Annotated in this window: 18 protein-coding genes; 4 read left to right on the top strand and 14 right to left on the bottom strand. The window is 64.5% G+C overall.

Translation table 11 applies throughout. The features are described 5' to 3' along the window. Positions 1-13: 13 nt before the first annotated feature. Positions 14-1,495: an HAL/PAL/TAL family ammonia-lyase gene (locus A6B35_RS23605; protein ID WP_006202784.1), complete on the bottom strand. Its 1,482-nt coding sequence runs from the start codon at positions 1,493-1,495 to the stop codon at positions 14-16. Next, positions 1,492-2,493, bottom strand: a complete 1,002-nt coding sequence (locus tag A6B35_RS23600; RefSeq protein WP_006202785.1) for an ornithine cyclodeaminase family protein — start codon at positions 2,491-2,493, stop codon at positions 1,492-1,494. Before A6B35_RS23600 ends, A6B35_RS23605 begins: the two co-directional genes overlap by 4 nt. 115 nt (positions 2,494-2,608) lie before the next feature. Between A6B35_RS23600 and A6B35_RS23595 the strand changes: the two genes are divergently transcribed. Beyond that, complete coding sequence (locus A6B35_RS23595) at positions 2,609-4,042, top strand: DHA2 family efflux MFS transporter permease subunit (RefSeq protein WP_040582932.1); 1,434 nt, start codon at positions 2,609-2,611, stop codon at positions 4,040-4,042. 29 nt (positions 4,043-4,071) lie between these two features. Here the strand turns inward: A6B35_RS23595 and A6B35_RS23590 are convergent, their stop codons facing one another. The 11 genes from A6B35_RS23590 to A6B35_RS23540 form a co-directional block, all read right to left on the bottom strand. Continuing rightward, complete coding sequence (locus A6B35_RS23590) at positions 4,072-4,959, bottom strand: amidohydrolase family protein (protein WP_006202787.1); 888 nt, start codon at positions 4,957-4,959, stop codon at positions 4,072-4,074. After that, complete coding sequence (locus A6B35_RS23585; RefSeq protein ID WP_244425939.1) at positions 4,959-6,263, bottom strand: vWA domain-containing protein; 1,305 nt, start codon at positions 6,261-6,263, stop codon at positions 4,959-4,961. Before A6B35_RS23585 ends, A6B35_RS23590 begins: the two co-directional genes overlap by 1 nt. After that, positions 6,260-7,141 (bottom strand): AAA family ATPase, encoded by an 882-nt coding sequence (locus A6B35_RS23580; RefSeq protein WP_006202789.1) that lies wholly within the window; start codon positions 7,139-7,141, stop codon positions 6,260-6,262. Before A6B35_RS23580 ends, A6B35_RS23585 begins: the two co-directional genes overlap by 4 nt. Before the next feature lie 8 nt (positions 7,142-7,149). Then, a complete protein-coding gene (locus A6B35_RS37235) occupies positions 7,150-8,154 on the bottom strand; it encodes a xanthine dehydrogenase family protein molybdopterin-binding subunit (RefSeq protein WP_006202790.1) in 1,005 nt (334 codons plus the stop codon). Position 8,155: 1 nt separating this feature from the next. Next, the gene (locus tag A6B35_RS37230) at positions 8,156-9,523 is read right to left on the bottom strand and encodes a xanthine dehydrogenase family protein molybdopterin-binding subunit (protein ID WP_006202791.1); all 1,368 of its coding nucleotides are present in this window, start codon (positions 9,521-9,523) and stop codon (positions 8,156-8,158) included. Positions 9,524-9,533: 10 nt separating this feature from the next. Beyond that, positions 9,534-10,016: a (2Fe-2S)-binding protein gene (locus A6B35_RS23565; protein ID WP_006202792.1), complete on the bottom strand. Its 483-nt coding sequence runs from the start codon at positions 10,014-10,016 to the stop codon at positions 9,534-9,536. Between the two features lie 59 nt (positions 10,017-10,075). Beyond that, positions 10,076-10,870 carry an FAD binding domain-containing protein gene (locus A6B35_RS23560; RefSeq protein WP_006202793.1) on the bottom strand — a complete coding sequence of 265 codons (795 nt, stop codon included), beginning with the start codon at positions 10,868-10,870 and terminating at the stop codon, positions 10,076-10,078. 17 nt (positions 10,871-10,887) lie between these two features. After that, on the bottom strand, positions 10,888-11,331 hold the full coding sequence (locus tag A6B35_RS23555) for an SRPBCC family protein (RefSeq protein WP_006202794.1): 444 nt from the start codon (positions 11,329-11,331) through the stop codon (positions 10,888-10,890). 112 nt (positions 11,332-11,443) lie between these two features. Continuing rightward, positions 11,444-12,271, bottom strand: coding sequence for an AraC family transcriptional regulator (locus A6B35_RS23550; RefSeq protein WP_006202795.1), 828 nt, complete (start codon positions 12,269-12,271; stop codon positions 11,444-11,446). A 174-nt stretch (positions 12,272-12,445) separates the two neighbouring features. Then, complete coding sequence (locus tag A6B35_RS23545; RefSeq protein ID WP_006202796.1) at positions 12,446-13,444, bottom strand: ABC transporter permease; 999 nt, start codon at positions 13,442-13,444, stop codon at positions 12,446-12,448. Between the two features lie 76 nt (positions 13,445-13,520). Next, complete coding sequence (locus A6B35_RS23540; protein WP_006202797.1) at positions 13,521-14,264, bottom strand: ATP-binding cassette domain-containing protein; 744 nt, start codon at positions 14,262-14,264, stop codon at positions 13,521-13,523. 451 nt (positions 14,265-14,715) lie between these two features. On the opposite strand from A6B35_RS23540, the gene A6B35_RS23535 reads away from it, so the two are divergent. Together A6B35_RS23535 and A6B35_RS23530 are read left to right on the top strand one after the other, a co-directional pair. Next, positions 14,716-15,705 carry a sugar-binding protein gene (locus A6B35_RS23535; RefSeq protein ID WP_006202798.1) on the top strand — a complete coding sequence of 330 codons (990 nt, stop codon included), beginning with the start codon at positions 14,716-14,718 and terminating at the stop codon, positions 15,703-15,705. A gap of 190 nt (positions 15,706-15,895) precedes the next feature. Next, positions 15,896-16,693 (top strand): FadR/GntR family transcriptional regulator, encoded by a 798-nt coding sequence (locus A6B35_RS23530; protein WP_040582933.1) that lies wholly within the window; start codon positions 15,896-15,898, stop codon positions 16,691-16,693. 21 nt (positions 16,694-16,714) lie between these two features. Here the strand turns inward: A6B35_RS23530 and A6B35_RS23525 are convergent, their stop codons facing one another. Next, positions 16,715-17,653 (bottom strand): NAD(P)-dependent oxidoreductase, encoded by a 939-nt coding sequence (locus A6B35_RS23525; protein WP_006202800.1) that lies wholly within the window; start codon positions 17,651-17,653, stop codon positions 16,715-16,717. A 118-nt stretch (positions 17,654-17,771) separates the two neighbouring features. Here A6B35_RS23525 and A6B35_RS23520 point away from each other — a divergent pair, with 118 nt between their 5' ends. Then, a complete protein-coding gene (locus tag A6B35_RS23520; RefSeq protein WP_006202801.1) occupies positions 17,772-18,662 on the top strand; it encodes an NAD-dependent epimerase/dehydratase family protein in 891 nt (296 codons plus the stop codon). Positions 18,663-18,673 lie beyond the last annotated feature (11 nt).

Here is an 18,673-nt window from a genome sequence, read left to right as displayed (position 1 = left end):
TCGCTGACAGCAGCTACGCCTGCCAGCTCCCCTTGGCGAGCGCGGCGTAGAGCGCCTCGGCCTCGACGCCGAGCGGCCTGTCCTCGGTGAGTTTCGGTACGTGCGTGCGCACGGCCGCATGGATGACGCCGGTGGCCGGCGCCAGCATCAGTCCTTCACGCAGGTCTATCGCCTGTGCGGCGGCCATCAGTTCGAAGGCGATCAACCGCCGCCACAGCGCGATCATGTCGGCGCATTTCGAAACGGCCAGCAGAGTTTGCGTGGCATGGTCCTCGACGCCTTCCGAGACCGGCAGGAAGTCGAGCATCACCGGGTTGGCCTTGTGACGGAGCGCGGCCAGGATCGCCGCCACTGTCTTTTGCAGCGGCACGAAGCCGGCCGAGGCGCCGCCGAGCGGCGACAGATATTTCGGCAAGCCGTTGCGGCCGGGGCCGGTGAGCTGGATGAAGCGGGCGGCGCAGGCGGCGGCCGCTTGCGCAATGGCGAGGCCGAGAGTCTCGAAGCCCAATGCCAGCGACGCGGTGTGGAAGTTGCCGGTCGACAGCACCAATTCGTCTTCGCCCAGCACCAGCGGATTGTCGGCAGCTGAATTGAGTTCGATCTCGGCGGCCAGCCGCGCGTGATCGATCGCCTGGATCAGCGCGCCGTGGATCGACGGCATACAGCGGATCGACAGGGGATCCTGCAAGGTCGTCGGCGCGGGGGGCTCATTGCGGGCAAGCAATTCGCGCAGGCCCTTTGCCGCCAATTGCTGGCAAGCGGCGGGCCGCGCCAGATGCAGGCGCGGGTCGAGGATGGTGTGGTTGGCGCCGATGCCTTCCATGGTCAGAGCGCCGGCCTGCTGCTGTTGGGCGAAGGCAGAGAGCGCATCGGCGAGCGCCAGCGCGCCGCTGCCGGTGGAGCCGGCCGAGGCATTGATCAGCGACAGCCCGTCCTTGGGTGCCAGGCTTACGGGCGCGAGGCGCGCCATCATCAGCGCCTTGGCCGAGGGCATGCGCCGGCCCTGATAGTCGGCTTCACCTTCGCCGATCAGCATGCGGCCGAGCGCCGCCATCAGCACCAGGTCGCCGGCGCCGATCGAAGCAAGCGACGGCATGACCGGATGGACACCGGCATTGAGCGCGTCGAGCAAGGCTACGAACACATGCGGCGACAGGCCGGAGCCGCCCGCCGCAAGCATCGCCACCCGGGCAAACATGACGGCGCGCACGGTTTCGAAGGGTAAAGGCTCGCCGACCGCACCACTGCGGCCGTCGAGAAGCTGGCGCTGGAAGGCGCTGGCGTCGCCGCTGATCGAGGTGCCGAGATTGGCGCCGAGCCCGGTGTTGAGACCGTAGATCTGCTGGCCGGCGGCCGCGGCGTCATCGAGCACCTTGCGCGCCTTGACCAGCCGCTCCAAGACAGTGGGCGTAACCTCCACCTTGCATCCCTCGCGGGCGACGGATGCGACGTCCTCGATGCTGACGCCGGCGCCGGTGAGAACGAGCGGGCTCATGCGAAACGCAACCTTTGGCCGATGCCTTGCGCCTGGGCCTTGGCCAGCATCGCCTTGCCGAGCGCGATGTCGGACAGCGACAGGCCGCGATGCCAGAACAGGATCGTCTCGCCGTCGCTCTGACGTCCGGCTTTCAGCCCGGCGGCGATCTGGCCGAGTTCGGCATGCAGCGACTTCTCGCTCAGCCGTCCGGTCTCGACATGGGCGCGCAGCGAACCGAACTTGCCGCCCTTGCACTGGCCCCAGTCATCGACGACGATTTTCTGCATGATGTCGGTCAGCGACAGCTCCACTGCGCTCATCGTGCCGTAAGGCACGACCAGCGCGCCACGCTTGATCCATTCGGTCTTGAGCAGCGGCTGCGGTTCCGGCAGCCGCGAGGCTTCGACGACGATGTCGGCGCCTTCGACGCAGGTCTTCCAGTCGGCCACCGCCGTGACCGGCTTGCCAAGGTCGGCCGCCAGTTTGGCGGCAAAGCCGTCGCGGCTTTCGGGCCGGCGCGAATGGACGCGGATCTCGTTGAAGTCGAAGAGATGATCGAGCAGACGTACGTTCCAGTAGGCGGTGCCGCGCGCGCCGATATGGGCGAGCACCTTCGATGTCTTCTTCGCCAGATGTTTCGCGCCGATGGCGGTGATCGCTCCGGTGCGCATGTCGGTAATGACGGTGGCGTCCAGGATCGCGCGCGGCGTGCCGGTGCGCGGATCGAACAGGTTCAGGATGCCGAACTCCGAGGGCAGGCCATGCTTGTAGTTGTCGACATAGTCGCCGACGATCTTGACGCCGGCCGCATCGAGCGGCGCGACGTAGCCGCGCAGAACATTGAAATGGCCATGGAAGGACGGGTCGGGCTCGAGATGGACACGCGGCTCGATCACGGTCTGGCCGTTGCCCTGGGCGACGAGCCCGGCCTCGACCGCGCCGATGATTTCGGCATCGGTCATGGCAAGCGCCTCGATGTCGAGGGCGTTAAGGTAGTCGATATAGATGGGCTTCATGCGTGCGTGGTTCCCGGGAGCCCCCTTCATGCCATAGCAGGCGGCGAGGCGACACGAAAGTTTGTTAGTCGATATCTGGACGCAGTCGGCCAAATGCTGTTCAAACCGGTTCGTCATGACTGCCATCCCCGAAAGTGAAGTTTCGTCAAAAACGGCCACGAATTCGCGGCGCGTGGCGCTGATCGTCGCCATCGCCTTCTTCATGCAGCTGCTGGATTCGACGATCATCTCGACCTCGCTGCCGCAGATGGGAGCCAGCTTCGGCGTGCCGGCGGTGGCGATGAGCATCGGCATTACCGTCTACATGCTGACCATGGCGGTCTTCGTGCCGCTGTCCGGCTGGCTCGCCGACCGGTTCGGGGCACGCAACATCTTCCTTGCGGCGATAGCGCTGTTCACGCTGGCCTCGATCGCCTGCGGCTTCTCGGAGAATTTGACCGAATTCGTCGCCGCGCGCGCGGTGCAGGGCCTCGGCAGTGCGTTGATGACGCCGGTCGGTCGCATCCTGGTGCTGCGCAACGCCTCCAAATCGGAATTGCTCAACGCCACCGCGCTGATCACCTGGCCGGCGCTGTTTGCGCCGGTGGTCGGGCCGGTGCTCGGTGGCTTCATCACCACTGCGCTCTCCTGGCACTGGAACTTCTTCATCAACATTCCGCTTGGGCTGGCGGGCCTGGTGCTGGTCGCCCGCTTCGTTCCCGGCGATCGGGAAGCCGAACCCAAACCGCTCGACTGGCCGGGCTTTTTCCTGACATCGGCGGGGCTCGCTTGCCTGCTCTATGGCCTCGAGCGTATCGCGCATGCGGAGGATGGCGTCTTGCCGACCGTGATGCTGCTCGCCCTTGGTAGCCTGATCGGCTGGTTGGCAGTGCGCCACCTCTTGCGCACGCCGCATCCGCTGCTCGATCTTTCATCGTTCAAGGTGCTGACCTTCGCCCTCTCGACATTGTCGGCCGGCACCATCTTCCGGGTGGCGATCAACGCCACGCCGTTCCTGTTGCCGCTGCTGTTCCAGGTCGGCTTCGGCCTCAGCCCGATCGATGCCGGCATGATGATCCTCGCCTATTTCCTCGGCAATCTCGGCATGAAAGCGGTGACGACGCCGACGCTGAGGCGCTTCGGTTTTCGCTCGGTGATGGTCGTCAACGGCGTGGTCGCCTCCCTGTCGATCATCGGCTGCGCGGCGATCTCGCCGCAGACACCGCAAGCCCTGGTGGTGGCGCTGATGCTGATCGCCGGCCTTTCGCGCTCCATGCAGTTCACCGCGCTCAACACGCTGGCCTTCGCCGACATCGCGGCCACGCAGCGCAGTTCCGCGGCGACCCTGTCCAGCATGCTGCAGCAGGTGGCGATGCTGTTCGGCGTTGCGGTCGCGGCGGCGATCCTCAATTTGTCGCAGATCGCCAGAGGCCAACCGGCGCTCGATCTCGTCGACTTCCGGATAGCCTTCCTTGTGATCGGCGTGATCGGGCTGGCCGCCGCGTTCCGTTTCCTGGCATTGCCGCGCAGCGCGGGCGCCGAAGTTTCGGGCCATGCGCTGGACAATTGACGTCGAATTTTTTGCACCGACGCGCCACGCTAGACCGGCCGATAAACCCGCTCCGCCGTGTTCCAAAAAACATCCGCCGCTGCCGCCGCGCCATGTTTCGCCACCGCCGCGCGGTGCGCCTTGATCAGTTCGGCGTGGCTGGTCCAGAGTTTTTCGATCGGAAAGTTCGAGCCGAACATCAGGTGATCCGAACCAAGGATGTCGATCGCATTGTCGACGATATAGCCAATCAGCGCCGGGTCGTTGCGGTGGACGAAGGTGCCGAGGCCGGAGAGCTTGGCGTAGAAATTGGGCGCGGCGGACAAAGCGCGCAGGCCGGCCTTCCAGGCCTCGGTGGTTTCCGGCTCCATGGCGGTCAGCATGCCGGCATGGGTGAGGATGAAATTGGTGTCGGGGTTCTCGCCGACCAGCGTCAGCCCATCTTTCATCTGTGCCGGGAAAAGCTGCAGGTCGAAGGACAGGCCATAGTCTTTCAGCCGCGCCACATTTGTCCGCACCTTGGGGTCGATGACTTGGTCGGCCGAGGTGGCGAAGCGGAAGGCTGGTGTCTCGTGCCAGTGAAGCTGCATGCGCACGCCGCGCAGCAGCGGATACTTTTTCAACCGGTCGATCTGGTGGCGGACATCGTCGACCGTCATGTCGGCATAGCCGACGATGGCATGCGGCCAGCCGGTTTCTTCCGCGGTCTTCTGCAGGAAGGCGACCTCGTTTTCGAAGTCTTCCTTGGCCCAGTTGGTCTGGACATAGACAGCCTTCTCGACGCCGGCGCCCTTCTGGTCGGCCAGGAATTCCTCGATCGGATAGTCGCGGCGGATCGGCTCGTAGGGACCAAAAATGCGCGGCACCATCGGTCCGACCAGCCAGGGCTGGTCCTTTTGGCGCCAGATGTGGAAATGCGCGTCGATCGCTTTCTGCATCACGAAACCCCCTTCCAGATGGCTGCGGCCGCCGGGGCGGGGCGGGCGAGCGACAGGATGAAATCGGTGAGGCTTTTCACCGACGAGCCGTCAAACAGATCGTCGAGCACCGGCAGGACGGCGCGGAGTGCCGCCGTCGCTGGGCGAAAGCGCGGATCGCCAGCCAGCGGCGTTGCCAGCGACAGCCGGAAGGCGCGGGCGCTCAGCCGGCGCATCGCGGTCTCCAATTCGGCATGGTCGCCGCGCTCCAGCGCGTCCGACAGGATGACCACCGCCGCCCCGCGCGCAAAGGCGGAAAAGCGAGGCACCGAGAGGAAGGCGAGCAGCGTCGGTCCCATTCTCGTCCCGCCATCCCAGTCGTCGACCTGTGCGGCCGCGCGAGCCAGTGCCTGGCCGCGGTCGCGGATGCGTAGCGCCGAGGTGATGCGGGTGAGCCGCGTGCCGAAGGTGAACACTTCGGCGCGGCCGGCGCCCTGCACGGCGGCATGGGCCAGCCGGAGGTAGTCGGCCGTGTGCAGCTTCATCGAGCCGGAGACATCGATCAAAAGCAGCAGCTTGCGCGGTATGGTCTGGCGGCGGCGCAGGAGCGGCGAGGGGATATCGCCATCGGCACTGACGATTTCGCTGAGCGAGCGGCGCAGGTCGAGCGTGCCGCGCGAGCGCGTGCGGATGGTGCGGAAGGAGCGACGGGCGGGCAGAGCGGAGGCGAGCTTGCGTCGGAAGGGGGCGAGGCTGTCGCTGTCAAGCTGGAAGTCGCGGCTGCTCAACTGTTCGATCGCCGAGGAAAGTTCGCCGCCTTTCTCCTGGCGGGTGGTCTGGTTCTCTTCCTCGCGCATGCCGCGATCATCCTTGATGCGGGTTTCTTCGTCGCTCTCACCTTCGATCGCGGGTGCGCCATTGCCATAGAAATAGCTGCGGAAATGCGTCTCGAACTCGTCGCGGCGGTCGGGCGAGGGGGCAAGCGTGGCCAATGCCGCCTCGCGGATATCGGCCATCGAGCGGGGCCCGAGCAGCGTGATCGCCTGCATGAAGCTGGAAATCTGCTGCGGCGCGATGGCGAAGCCGCAACGGCGCAGCAGCCGGGCAAAGCCGAGAAGCGGCGCGGCGGCGCGGGGCAAGCTCTCCTCTCCCCGTTCACGGGGGTCCGAAGGACGGGTCGAGACAGGCGGCTCGACCCCCGATGCCGGCAGGCAGGTGAGGGGCAGCGCCACCTTCTGCCCATCATGGCGCTGCCCCTCATCCGCCCCTTCGGGGCACCTTCTCCCCGTGAACGGGGAGAAGGGGTCGGTGAGGTCGCGGCTCACGCCAGAGCCTCCTCGACGATACGGCCGAGCTCCGGCGCGATCGAAGACAGATCCTCCTCGTCCTTGATCAGCACGCCGATGGCGCGGCGGAAGGCTTCCGGCCACGGGCTGCCGCCTTTTTCGAGGATGGTGGCGGCGTTGGCCCATTCGACAGCCTCAGCGATGCCCGGGGGCTTCGCCAGCGGGCGGGCGCGGATGGTCTGCACGGCATTGGCCACGGCACGCGCGGTGGCCTCAGCGACATCACCAGTGCGCAGCATGATGATCTCGGCCTCACGTGTGGCGTCGGGATAGCCGATCCAGTGATAGACACAGCGCCGGCGCAACGCTTCGGCGAGTTCCCGCGTGCGGTTGGAGGTCAGGATGACGATCGGCTGCGTCGCGGCGCGGATCGTGCCGCGCTCGGGAATGCTGATCTGGAAATCGGAGAGGAATTCCAGAAGCAGCGCTTCGAATTCATGATCGGAGCGGTCGATCTCGTCGACCAGCAGCACGCGCTGCTCCGGCGCCCGCAGCACCTGCAGCAGCGGCCGGGCGATCAGGAACCGGTCGTCGTAGATGTCGATCTCGTGCTCGCCGGCATGACGTATGGCGAGCAATTGACGCTGGTAGTTCCATTCGTAGAGCGCATGCGCGGCGTCGATGCCTTCGTAGCATTGCAACCGCACCAGTTCGCGGCCGAGCAATTCGGCGATCGCCTTGGCAGCCTCCGTCTTGCCGACGCCGGGCGCACCTTCGAGCAGCAGCGGCTTGCCCAGCCGGATCGCCAGAAAGATGGCGGTCGCAAGGCTCTCATCGGCCAGATAGCGCGAAGCGGCAAGCCGCGCCACCACCGCCTCCGGCGAGGTCACGACAGTCTCGGCGCTTGGATCAGGCATTTCGCCCCTCAGCTCGCGGCCTGCGCCTTGAGCGCGCGCAGGATGCGTTCCGGCGTGATCGGCAACGTGTCGATGCGCACGCCGACGGCGTCGAACACGGCATTGGCCACGGCCGGGATTTGCGGATTGGCGCACATTTCGCCCGGCCCCTTGGCGCCAAACGGTCCGTCGGCCGACGGCCGCTCCAGCACGATGATCTCGGTTTCTGCAAGATCGCCCGGCCCCGGCATCAAATACTGGTTGAAGTCGGTGCCGCCATGATCGCGGTTCGGATAATAGGGCTCGGTGGTCTCATAGAGCGCGTGGCTGATGCCCATCCAGGAACCGCCGACCAGTTGCTGCTCGACCATTTTCGGGTTCAGCGCGCGGCCGATCTCGAAGACGTTTTTTACTGTCAGCACGGTGACCTCGCCGGTCTCGTCGTCGACCTCGACCTCGGCCACCGTGCAGGCATGCGCGTAGCAGGTCGACGGCTTCATCGCGCCGGTTTCCTTCTCCGGATAGGAGCGCGGAATCAGGAACATGCCGCGGCCGGAGATCGAGCGGCCGCGCTTGAAATGTGCCGACAACGCGACATCGAAAATCGAGATCGATTTCTGCGGCGCACCCTTGACCAGAATGTTGCCCTGGCCGTCGGTTTCGAGGTCCGACGCGTTGACCTCCAGCTCCTCGGCCGCCACTTCCAGCATCACCTGGCGGGCTTCCTTGGCGGCCTGGATGACGGCGTTGCCGGCGCGATGGGTGCCGCGCGAGGCGAAAGTGCCCATGCAGTGCGGACCGGTATCAGTGTCGGCGGTGTCGATGCTGACGCGGTCGGTCGGCACGCCGATCGTCTCGGCGCAAATCTGCGCCATGATCTGCTTCATGCCCTGGCCGAGATCGACGCTGGAGAGCGTGACCATGAAATTGCCGGTCGGCGTCGAATGCACCAGCGCCTGGGTCGGGTCGCCGCCGAGATTCATGCCGGTCGGATAGTTGATCGCGGCGACGCCGCGTCCGCGCCTGATCGCCATCTCAAGCTCCCTTCGTATAGGAGGACATAGCCATGAATTCTTCCGCCACCGGCCAGTTGGCGGCGCGCGAGGCTTCCTGCATGCACTCGATAAGTGCTGCCCCTTCCGTAGGTTGCCGATGTGCCTTCATGTCGCCGTCGCGATAGGCGTTGACGAAGCGGAATTCGAGCGGGTCCATGCCGATCAGCCGCGCCAGCTTGTCCATCTGCACCTCCAGCGCGAAGTCGCCGATGGTGACGCCGAAGCCGCGCATGGCCGAGGAGGGCGTGCGGTTGGTGTAGACGCAATAGGTGTCGATCCAGACATTGGGGATCGTATAGGGGCCGGGATAGTGCGCCGCACCTTTCTGCGCGCCATAGGGCGAATGGCGCGAATAGGCGCCGGCATCGGTGTAGCCGGTGACCTTGCGCGCTACGATGCGGCCGTCCTTCATGACGCCGTCCTTGATGACGACCTTTTCGGCGGCGCGGGGTGACGATATTTGCATCTCCTCCTCACGGCTGTAGATGAAACAGACCGGGCGTCCGGTTAGTTTGGCACCGAGGATGGCGATCGGCTCCACGATGACGTCGACCTTGCCACCGAAACCGCCGCCGACGGTGCCGCCGACGAAATGCAATTTGCTGCCCGGCATCTGCAGGATGATCGAAGTGTTGTCGAGGGTGAAGAACATTGCCTGGGTGTTGGTGTAGCAGGTGAAGCGGTCATTGCCTTCGGGCGCCACGACGCAGCCCGTGGTCTCGGTCGGTGCGTGCTCGATCGGCGAGGACTGGTAGCTCTGTTCGAGGATGTGATCGGCGCCGGCGAAGCCGGCCTCGACATCGCCGAAGCGCACCTTGCGGCATTCGCCGCTGTCATAGAGATAGTGGTTCTGGCCGTGATATTCGTTGACCAGAGGTGCGCCGGGTTTCAGCGCTTCCTCCATGTCGAAGACGGCCGGCAGCACCTCGTAGTCGACCTTGACCTTGGCGGCCGCCTCTTGCGCCGCGCGTTCGGTCTCGGCCAGTACCGCGACCACCGCCTCGCCCTTCCAGCGCACCTTGCCGTCGGCGAGCACGGTTTCGTCCTCGGGGCCGATCTGGATCAGGATCAGGATGGTGTAGACATTGTGCGGCACGTCCTTGGCGGTGAGGATTTTCACCACGCCCGGATGTTTCTCCGCTGCCGATGTGTCGATGGAGCGGATACGGGCGTGATGGTGCGGGCTGCGGACCATCTTCAGGTGCAGCATGTCCGGAAAATTGCGGTCGGCGAAATAGGCGGTCTTGCCGGTGACATGGCCGGGCGAATCCAGGCGCGGCCTCGGCTGGCCGATCTCGTTGAGGCCGTCCTTGCGGACATCGGCGAAATAGTTCTTGCGCAGTTCCATTTTGCTTCCCTCAGGCCGCGTTCTGCGAATTGGCGCGGGCCGCACGCAGCACCGCCTGGATGATCGGCTCGTAGCCGGTGCAGCGGCAGATGTTGCTGGACAGCGCCTCGACCACCTCTTCGCGGCTGGGGTTGGGCGTGTGGTCGAGCAGCACCTTGGCGGCCATGATCATGCCCGGCGTGCAGAAGCCGCATTGCGTGGCAAAGGCATCGAGGAAGGCGCGCTGCAGCGGATGCAGGACGCCGGCTTCGGCGAGGCCCGACGTTGTCCTGATTTCGGCGCCGTTGCAGGTTTCGGCCAGGGTCAGGCAGGAGAGCCGGAGCTCACCGTCGATGATGACCGAGCAAGCGCCGCAGGTGCCTTGATGGCAGCCGCCTTTCGGCGAGGTGTCGCCGATCTTGTCGCGTAGCGCGTGCAGCAGCGTCGTGCCGCTGTCGACGAATTCGGCCTTTTCCGCGCCGTTGAGCGTGAACTGAACCGGAACCTTTGCCATTTTTTCCTCCCAGCGCGCCTGCCCGAAGCATCGGACAGGCGCGCGCCCCCCGGCCGATGTTATGCGAGCAGCAGCCGGCCAAGATGGACCGGCAGAACTTCGTTGCGATACCAGGCGCTGGCGACCGGATCGGTGATCGGCGACGTGCCTTCACCGGCGGCGGCGAGCGCCGGCGCGATCTCCTCAGCGGTCAATTTGCAGCCGAGCAGCGCCTTCTCGGTCGCCCTGGCGCGCATCGGCCGGTCGGCCATGCAGCCAAGGGCGATCCGCGCGGACGTCACCGTGCCGTCGGCCGCCCGCTGCAGGTGCGTGGCGATGCTCAGCACCGAAACCCCTTTCGGCTTGACCCGCGACACTTTGAGAAAGCGGAAGCTCTCCGCGCGGGGCAAAACGAAGGTGATTCCGGTGACGATGGCGCGGCTGGCGTCGCGCCCGGCCAAAAAGGTCTGGATCGGCACCTCGCTGTCCTCGGTGACAATAATGGCATCCAGCGCAAGCAGCGCGACGGTGAAGTCGCCATAGGGCGCCGGCGCGAACAGATTGCCGCCGACGGTCGCCATGTTGCGGATCGCCGGCCCGCCGACGGCACGCGCGGCCGGTGCGAGCGCGGCAAGCTCGGGATGACGGGCGATCGCCGCCATGGTGACGGAGGCGCCGAGCCGAGCCTCGCCGCCGGAAACGGCGATCGCCTGCAGGGAGGTCTCGGTAACGCGCACCAGGCTGGAGACAGAAATATCGCCTTCGTTGGCGGCGCGCACGACCAGCGTGCCGCCGCCGAGATAGCGCGTGCCGGCGGCCTGCAGCGCGGCATTGGCGTCTTTCACCGTCGAAAAGGTCTGCAGCGCAAGCGTCATGGCGCGCTCCTGGGTTTTCAGCCTTGGCCGGCGAAGTGGGTCTTCAAGGCGTTGAAGCCGCCCTGGAAGACATTGGCGCCCATGCCTTCGGCCAGCTTGTCGGCCTCCTCGGGTGCCGCGTCGAAGCTCGCGCTCCATTCGGCATAGGTGCGGTCGCCGTCGGTGATGCGCCGCAGCTGCAGCGTCGCCTTGTGGTTGGTGATCGGCTGCGGCGTTTCGAGGATGGAGTAGCTGACGAGGAAATTCTGGTCGGAAAAATCGAGGAGCTTTTCACGGATGCGAGCGCCGCTGACGAGCTCGAAGTTGCGCACGCAGCCGATCGTGCTTGCGTCCTTGCCGTCCTCGATATGGCTCTCGACCATACGCGGATGCCAGCTCGGCAGGCCGTTGAAGTCGCGTATCAACGCCCAGACCTTTTCGACCGGCGCGTCGATGACGCTGGATATGTTGACTTTCGCCATAAGCTCGTTCCCTTGCGAAGACATCTGCATCAAGGGTAGGGCGGTGCGGCCGGCAGCGCTTATCAATGCGTCTTGATCGCGTATCAAATAGTCTGAAAAAGGGCCGCCTGCTTCAGGCGGCAGCGCGCGCGGCCTCGCGGTAGAGCGTCGGCGGGACGCCGACATGGTCGCGGAAGAAGCGCGAGAAATTGCCCTGGGTGGTGAAGCCGAGATTGCAGGCGACCGAGATCAGCGGCGCCTCCGACCACTGCAACTGCCGCACCGCTTCCTCCATGCGCAGCGTGTTCCAGTAGACATTGGGCGTCAGATTGGTGTGTTCCTTGAACAGGGCGAAGAAATGCGGCCGTGACAAGCCGACGCTGCGCGCCACGTCGTCGAAACAGATGCGCTCGCAGACATTGGCCTTCATCAGCTGGATCGCCTTGCGGACGCGGAAATCCTGCATGGTGTTGACGCGTCCGCGCGACACTTGCGGGGCCGAGGCGTCGGCGGCGTCGAGCACGCTGTCGATGAAGCGCTCGATCTCGTAATTGGCGACGTCGTCGATGCTCTCATTGTCGCTGAGGTGATCGAGCAGGCTGGCCGCCGCCTGGTGCAGCCAGGGCTCCAGCGTGATCGCCGCCTGTGCGAACAGCGGCGCGGACGAGGGCAGGTCGCGGCGCCGGCGCGCCCAGTCGGGATCGATGTAGAAGGCAAGGAACAGACCCGGCCTGCCGTCATGGGACAGAGCATGGCTGTGCGGCTGGAAGGAGTTGATGCCGGCGGCGGTGGTGGGGCCGAGCCGCACCGTCTCGCGGCCGATGGTCATCTCGCCGGCCGTGCCTTCCAGCCAGATGATCAGATGCGCCTCGACATGGGCATGGGTGACGAAGTCATTGGCGACATTCAGGACAGAAACATGTCCGAACCGGCCCCAATAGAGCCTGATCGCTTCCGTCATGGGTATATCCTCCCGCAGGCGACTGGCCTCCCTTCGTCTGCTGAGTGGATAGTGCGGCGGGGGTCGTGCCCGCGTCAAGGCGTAGGCACGAGACCTGGGCGCGCCATGCCTTGGGCCGGCCGATTTTCAGACTGAGCGATAGGAGCCGGATGGTACAACGGCCCCGGTCGAGAGCTAGTCGTTGCGCCTGAAGTTGCGGATGCGGTCGAACAGGACCGCCAGCAGGATGGCGCCGCCGATGAACACGCCTTGCCAGAAGGCGTTGATGCCGAGCAGGCCGAGGCTGTTGCGGATGACCTCGATCAGCGCCGCGCCGACAATGGCGCCGAAGGCGGTGCCGACGCCGCCGGCAAGATTGGCGCCGCCAATGACGGTGGCGGCGATGACCTGCAGCTCCATGCCTGTGCCGAGATTGGTGGTGACGGCGCCCAGCCAGCCGGTCTGGATGATGCCGGCGATGCCGGCCGCCAGCGCCGAGATCATGTAGACCGCGACTTTGATCTGCTTGACAGGAACACCGGTGAGCGTCGCCGCGTGCTCATTGCCGCCGATGGCGAAGATGTGGCGTCCGAACTTGGTCCAGCGCAGAATGAAGCCGGTGATCAGCGCCAGCAGGATCATGTAGAGCACCGGGTTGGCGATGCCGAACACCCAGGCGCCACCGCCGAGTGCCAGAAGCTTGTCGTGGTCCGGTCCGAACTGGAAGACGACCGTGTTGTTGGAGGCGACCATGGCCAGGCTGCGCGCGATCGACAGCATGCCGAGCGTCACCACAAAGGGCGGAAAGCCGAGATAGGCGATCAATATGCCGTTGAAGGCGCCGATGATGAGCGCCGTCGCGATCGAGACGGCGATGCCGACCTCGATGCTGTAGCCGGCATGCATGGTGACCGCGAGGACCATAGAACACAAGCAAAGCACCGAGCCGACCGACAGGTCGATGCCGCCGGTGATGATGACGAAGGTCATGCCGAGTGCGATGATGGCAACGAAGGTGATGTTGCGGGTGATGTTGTAAAGGTTCTTCTGCGTGGCGAAGGCATCGGTGGCAAATGACAGGAACAGACAGGCGAGGATGACGGCGATCACCACCCAGAAGGTCTGGCTGGCAAATATCCGTGACAGCAAGGTGTGCTGTTTCTGCGCGATCGTCTGATCAAGGGTGACTGCCATTATCGACCTTTCCTGGCGGCTGCGGACCGCGCCAACCCGGCGCATTCGCGGTTGCGAAATTCCGGACGCATCAATTTCACAATACTTGTTCGATGGCGCCGGTGATCAGCCCGGTGACTTCCTCGGGCGAACTCGACGCGATCGTCTTGTCGGCGACCTTCCTGCCGCGTCGCATAACGATGACGCGGTCGGCAACGTCAAAGACGTCAGGCATGCGGTGGCTGATCAGCACGACCGCGATGCCCTGGTCGCGCAGATGGCGGATGAGGTTCAGCACCTCGGCCACCTGGCGCACCGAAATCGCCGCGGTCGGCTCGTCCATCAGCACGATCTTGGCTTGCGAAAGCATGGTGCGGGCGATCGCCACAGCTTGCCGCTGGCCACCCGACATCTGCTTGACGAGGTCGCGAGGTCGGGTCTCCGACTTCAGCTCGGCGAAGATCTGGCCGGCGCGCTTGTACATCGCGGCATAGTCGAGGATGCGGAACGGTCCGACGCCCCGGCGCAACTCGCGGCCGAGATAGACGTTGGCGGCGGCGGTCAAATTGTTGCACAGCGCCAGGTCCTGGTGGACGATCTCGATGCCGTGCTGGCGCGCCTCCACCGGCTTGTGCAGGATCAGCTCCTTGCCGTCCATCTGCATGGTGCCGTGGCTCGGGCGGAAATTGCCGGCGATCATCTTGACCAGCGTCGACTTGCCGGCGCCGTTGTCGCCCATCAGGCCGACGACCTGCCCTGGCTCGATCGACAGCGACACGTCGTTGACCGCCTGGATGGCGCCGAAATGTTTCGAGATGTTGGTGAGTTCGAGAACCGCCACCAGCCTTCATGCCTCCCATGTTTCCTGGCCTGCGGTTGTCCCCGCGGCCTCGCTCTCCCAGCTCCTCCCGGGAAGGGCGATTTCACGCATTTACGCGAATGCTCATGCAAGCGTCAATCATTTGTCGGACGAATTGAACGCATCTTTTTCCAAAAATCCGTTTTGTAGGACAAATAGCAATTGACGTTGGCGGCACGCCGATATTAGCTAAGCGTCGGAGGAGATTATGCCGATCCATCGGCCGGTCCGCCGGATGGGATCAGTGGAGGTTATGGGGTCCCTGGATTCGGCAATGCCCCTTTGGGGGCGCCGTCCAGGACCGTATCTGGAAATGCTTATCGACCTGGCCTTGCGGCAAGAGTGCTCGTGAAACGACCCTCTGTCATCGCTCGGTCCGGGTTGATCTGTGTGGCGGGCACGCCGTGCCCGTCTGTTTCAAGGGAGGACTGACATGAGGAAATCACTTTTGCTCGCCGCTGTCGCCGTCATGGCGTTGGGCGCCGGGCCGGCTTTGGCCAAGAAACAGCTCGTCATCGTCGTGAAAGGTCTCGACAATCCGTTCTTCGAGGCCATCAATCAAGGTTGCCAGAAATGGAACAAGGAAAACGCCAGCTCGGAGTATGAGTGCTTCTACACCGGTCCGGCTTCGACCTCCGACGAGGCCGGCGAAGCGCAGATCGTCCAGGATATGCTGAGCAAGCCCGACACGGTGGCAATGGCGATTTCGCCGTCCAACGCGCCGCTGATCGCGCAGACGATCAAGAGCGCCAATCCGTCGATCCCGATCATGACAATCGACGCCGACCTGGCCAAGGAAGATGCCGGCCTGCGCAAGACCTACCTCGGTACCGACAACTACCTGATGGGTTTCAAGATCGGTGAGTACATCAAGAAGGGCAAGCCGAACGGCGGCAAGATCTGCACCATCGAGGGCAATCCGGCTGCCGACAACATCCTGCGCCGTGCGCAGGGTATGCGCGACGCGCTTTCGGGCAAGGAAGGCCTCGCGGCGCTCGCCGGCGAAGGTGGCTGGACGGAAGTCGCCGGCTGCCCGGTGTTCACCAATGACGACGGCGCCAAGGGCGTGCAGGCGATGACCGACATCCTCGCCGCCAACCCCGACCTCGACGCTTTCGGTATTATGGGCGGATGGCCGCTGTTCGGTGCACCGCAACCCTACCGCGATCTGTTCAAGCCGATGGCCGACAAGATCGCCAGCAACGCCTTCGTCATCGGCGCCGCCGATACGATCGGTGACGAAGTGGCGATCGCTCGTGAGGGCCTCGTCACCGCACTGGTCGGCCAGCGGCCGTTCGAGATGGGCTACAAGGCGCCATCGGTGATGATCGACCTGATCGAGGGCAAGAAGGTCGACGATCCGGTCTTCACCGGCCTCGACGAATGCACCAAGGACACGGTCGACACCTGCATCCAGAAGTAGGCCTCGATCTCGGGGCGCCCTTCGAAGGGCGCCCCGTCACTTTCCTTCAGAACAAGGACAAGGCAGCATTGTCGGGGCAGCGTGCTCCGGCTTTGACGCGCCCATACTTCTCGCTTTTCGGCCTATCTCCGCGGGCGCGGACAATTCCGGACAGTTTTCCCAACGACAGACTGCCGATGCCGGAACGCCGATGCCGGACGACAAGTCAAGAAAGCGATCCGCCAGGGCAGGGGTGCCAGCCGGCTCTCCTCCAGCCAGCCCCCCCGCTGTCGCCGTTCGACGGCCGGATGTGGCATGGAACCCGGGATCGAGCGTACATGCCTCGCTGGCGAGCGAGATCGGCCTTCGGATCGTGCGTGGCGACTATCCGCCGGGTACAATTCTGCCGAACGAAGCGAAATGGTCGGAAACCTTCAACGTCAGCCGTTCGGCAGTGCGCGAGGCGATCAAGATGCTGATGGCGAAGAGCCTTCTGGCATCGCGCCCCAAGATCGGCAGTTGGGTCGAGCCGAAGGAGCGCTGGAACCTGCTCGACCGCGACGTGCTCGCCTGGTACGCGACCGCGCCGGACCGCGAATTGTTCCTGCGCACCGTGCAGGAATTCCGCCACATCATCGAACCGGAAGCCAGCGCCTACGCCGCCATGCGGCGCAGCGAAGAACAGATGGTGGAGATCAGCCAGGCCTGCCGGGAGATGGGGCAGGCTACGAATTTGCAGGAGCGCACGCGCGCCGACACGCGCTTCCACCTCGCCATCCTGCGTGCTTCCGGCAACGATCTGCTGGTGCCGCTCGGCGTGCTCATCGAATCGGCGCTCGACCACCTCTTTGTTTTCGTCACCCGCGAAACCAGCGATCAGCGCCTGGCTCAGAAGCTGCACGAGGCGATCGAGAAGAACATCCGGCTGCAGCGGCCGGACGCGGCCCGCAACGCCGTGCGCAGGTTGCTCGCCAACACCGACGAGGTGATCGGGCGATCACGGCGCTAACGTGCTCAAGGAGAGAGCGCCTCAGATCGTCTGCTTCTTGCCGTCCTTGCTCGGCATCAGGTCGATGCCGTTGACCTTGGCGACATGCGTCGCCAGCATCGGCACGAATTGTTCGGCCGGGCCGGCGGCGAAGGCGCCGGCGAAGGAATTCTTGGTGGCGTTGCCGAGCGGGTTGGCGATGCCGGCGGCGCCCGCCATCGATTCGAGATAGGTGAGGTCCTTGAAGGCGTTGGCGATGGAGAATTTATGCGCGTCGCGGTCGCCTTCCAGCGTCCAGCGCATGAAGGTCTGGTAGAAGCCGCAATCCATGCGGCCGTTGCGGATGACGCTGTCGAAGCGCGGCGGCGAGATGCCGACCTTCTCGGCCAACGCGAGCGCTTCGGAGTAGATCGCGGCGTAGCCCAGCGAGATGAAATTGTTGAGCAATTTCATGCGGTGGCCGTCGCCGGTGCCGCCGATATGGACGATGCGCCCGGCCCAGGTCTCGAGCACCGGCTTCAGCCGGGCGAAGAGTGCGTCGGAGGCTCCGACCATGGTGTCGAGCGTGCCTTCCCAGGCTTCCTTCGGCGTGCGGCTGAGCGGCGCGTCGACATAGTCGACGTCAAGCGCCTCGAGTTCGGCGGCAAGCGCTATCGTCGAGACCGGATCCGAGGTCGAGCAATCGACGACGACGGAGCCTTTCTTCAGGCCCTCCTTGAGGCCACCGGGACCGCGGATGATGGCTTCGACCTCGCGCGAGCCGGTGACGCAGATGAAGACGATGTCGGATGCGGCGGCGACTTCGCTCGACGTCGCCGCTTCCTTGGCACCACGGCCGAGCAGGTCCTCCGCCGGTTTGCGGTTCTTGCGGCCAAGGAATGTCAGCGCATAGCCCTTGTCGACGATGTTCTTGGCGATGCCGTGCCCCATCAGGCCAAGGCCGATGAAACCGATCTTCTCGCTAGCGGCAGTCGTGCTCATGTCGTTTCGTCCTGTCTGGAAATTATCGATAATGGCGCCGTCGTTCTTGCCGCATGCGGTTGCAGAATGCAATATTGTCTGACAATACACATAATCCCCAAGCAATGTGGAGAGCAAAATGACGAAGCGGATCATGTTCACCGGCGGCAGCGGCAAGGCCGGCCGCCATGTCGTGCAATATCTGGTCGAGCATGGCTGCCAGGTGCTCAACATCGACACCAAGCCGCTCGACAACCCGAAGGTGCGCACTTTGATCACCGACATCACCGACAGCGGCCAGGTGTTCAACGCGCTGTCCAGCTATACGGGCCTGCACGAGTTCGATCCGTCGCTGCGTCCGCAGCCGGTCGATGCCGTGGTGCATTTCGCCGCCATTCCGCGCATCATGATCACGACCGACAACGAGGTGTTCCGCATCAACGCGCTCGGCACTTACAATGTCATCGAAGCGGCGGTGAAGCTCGGCATCCGCAAGGTGGTGATCGCCTCCAGCGAGACGACCTATGGCGTGGTGTTCGCCAACGAGCCGCGCGACCCTAAATATTTCCCGCTCGACGAGGAGTACGACGTCGATCCGATGGACAGCTATGCACTGTCCAAGGTGGTCAACGAGAAGACGGCGCGCGCGTTCGCGCAGCGCAACAGCACCGACATCTACGCCTTGCGCATCGGCAACGTCATCGAGCCGCATGAATATTCGCTGTTCCCGAAATGGTTTGCCGATCCGGGCTTCCGCAAGCGGATCGCCTGGAGCTATGTCGATGCGCGCGACCTTGGCCAGATCACCTTGCGCGCCATCGAGAAGGACGGGCTCGGCTACCAGGTGTTCAACGCCGCCAATGACGACACCTCGTCCGATCTGCCGACCGCGGAGCTTTTGCAGCGCTTCTACCCCAACGTGCCGGTCAAGGCTGAACTCGGCGAATACGAGACGCTGCTTTCCAACCGCAAGGCGCGCGACATGCTCGGCTTCCGCCCCGAACATAGCTGGCGCAAATACGTCAAATAGGCCTAGCCGGG

Source organism: Mesorhizobium amorphae CCNWGS0123, assembly GCF_001686985.1.
Taxonomy (GTDB): Bacteria; Pseudomonadota; Alphaproteobacteria; order Rhizobiales; family Rhizobiaceae; genus Mesorhizobium; species Mesorhizobium amorphae.
This window is presented reverse-complemented; position numbering and strand designations above follow the sequence as displayed.